The organism is Shewanella surugensis (assembly GCF_023284005.1).
Lineage (GTDB): Bacteria > Pseudomonadota > Gammaproteobacteria > Enterobacterales > Shewanellaceae > Shewanella > Shewanella surugensis.
Window position 1 is genome coordinate 1 of sequence record NZ_JAKIKS010000277.1, and the last position, 2,165, is coordinate 2,165.

The window sequence follows — 2,165 nt, forward strand, 5'->3', positions numbered from 1 at the left end:
GCCGCTACTGATCGACCCTTTTTAATGGTTTCGTATTCTACGGTTAAATCACTACTATTATTTAATTCATCGATAGAGGGCTTGATAACAGCTCTATTTAGGATTTTAAATTCAGGATATTTATCCGAAATACCTAAAGCAGATTTAAAATCATTAAGGGAAATTATCCGTTCTCCTGTACTATGAAACCTCATTAAAAGCTCATAAATCCTAATAGAATGTGCCGATTGCAAATTAGCAATGTTACGCAATTTGTAAGTTGTAAATCGTTGTTTTAATTGGCTGATATACTTTAAGACGTCTTCTGTCCAATAGATGGTTACAGACCCTTCTCCTTTGTGTTTTTTTACATCTTTTTGAACCCAGCGGAGGCGGGATATTTCATGCTCGTTAGCTATGATAATTACAGCATCAAAAAGAGTGTCAGCGGCTTTATATAGATCTCTTCTTGCATTAGGTATGCCCATTAGTTCGCCGAACTCAGTGGCTGTAATGGTAATTTCTTTTGGGACTTCACCACGAGGATCTATTTTACTAAGGCAGGCTAATATTAGTTTTTGAGCTTGAACATTTAGCTTATAGCTAGCGTCAATTAGATTATTGGATTTGGTTACAGATAGATTATTCATTGTTCCTCAAGTGAAAAGATCCATTGTGTAATTCACTTTATGTATAGGTGAATAAAAAGTCAAGAAGTTCACCTTAAACCATTATTTAGCGTGTCAATCCTTTCACCTTTAGGTTGTGGATTAGCGTGTCAATCCTTTCACCTTTAAAATGCTTTTGCGTGTCAATCCTTTCACCCTTAACGCTTGAAACTCAGTCGCACCAAGGGCTACAGAGGAGCTAAAAACAAGAAAGCTTTAATAAACAAGAAAGATAAAAGAATAAAAAATTAAAAATAAAAAAAATCTGTGGATAACTCAACCAAAATTGAAAACTCGGAGTGATAACCCTTCTTGGGGGTTGCACCCCCGCCAGCCCTTCCCCTCACTTCGTTCGTTTCCGGCATCCCCCAAAAGCCAAATCAAAAGACACAGGCGATAATGCCTCGCCATGTCCTGCCGGTGGCAGGGGCGAGAGACAAAGCATTCAATCGAACCTTGGTATTGCCTCCGGCCAGCTTAGGGGCTGAGTAAATCATCATGGGCTATCAAAACAGGTTTAGCAGGGCAGGGGGCAGGTGCTAAAAGCGCACCCTAAAACCGTTTCGCTGCGCTCTCATGCTCTCGTTGCACTCGAAAACGCATCTTAAAGCCTCCTAAAACGCATTTTAAGCAACTTTTGAAAGATTCTGGCATCATTTGATGCGCTTTTAAATTTAAGCTTTTTAAAACGCCGCTGAGGAATTTTGAATTAGCGAAGTCTATTCAAAGGTTCAAAGTGGCCTAAAAACGTTCCTGAGAGACAAAATATTTTTAGGGCAAGATAGCCTTGTTGGATTGAGTAATCTTTGCTGTGATCTTTTTTGAACCCAACACGTCAAAATTAACTCTCAAGCGGCGATGCCTGTTTAACGAAAAAGTGAAAACCAGCCAAAATGAACAAAGACCAGGATAAATTCAGACCAGGGAATTGAGCTTTCAAAATGCCCCACACCCCACGTTATTTTGATAAATCAACAGTAATGGTTGTTTTAAGTGCTAAACTATTGATTAATAAAAATAATAGTCTATAAAGGCAAGTAAAATAAATTAAACCGATTCCATTTTGAAATCACTCAAAAGTGTATTGCTCGGGTATTGCTCACACAATACACTCGTATTAGATGCTGATTCACACTGGGCTGTAGACGAGTGTATTGGATCTGTATTGTATTTTTCTGTTTTTAAAATTGTTTATATATCAATATATTAAAAACACATCCAATACATATCCATTGCACTAAAATAGGCGCAATACACATCCAATACACATTTTGGATTGGCAATTATGACCAAGCAATACATATCCATTGCCGTTTGGTTGTTTTTTGACCCGCGCAATACATTCGTATTGGTTGCTGAAGAAAAAATAGGGGCTATCTTATTGTTATAACGAAAGGTATTGGATTCGTATTGCCTTTATTGTGAGTGTAAGTCATTAATTTAAAGTGATTTTATTTGTGATGCATTGGAAATGCAATACACCTAGTGAATTACGCCTAAAAGGCTCGATATGGTTAT

Annotated in this window: 1 protein-coding gene; it reads right to left on the bottom strand. The window is 37.6% G+C overall.

Annotated features, from left to right (window positions below; genetic code table 11):
- On the bottom strand, window positions 1-629 hold a 629-nt coding region (locus tag L2764_RS26875; RefSeq protein WP_248943397.1), incomplete at its 3' end, for a replication initiation protein.
- Between the last annotated feature and the right edge of the window lie 1,536 nt (window positions 630-2,165).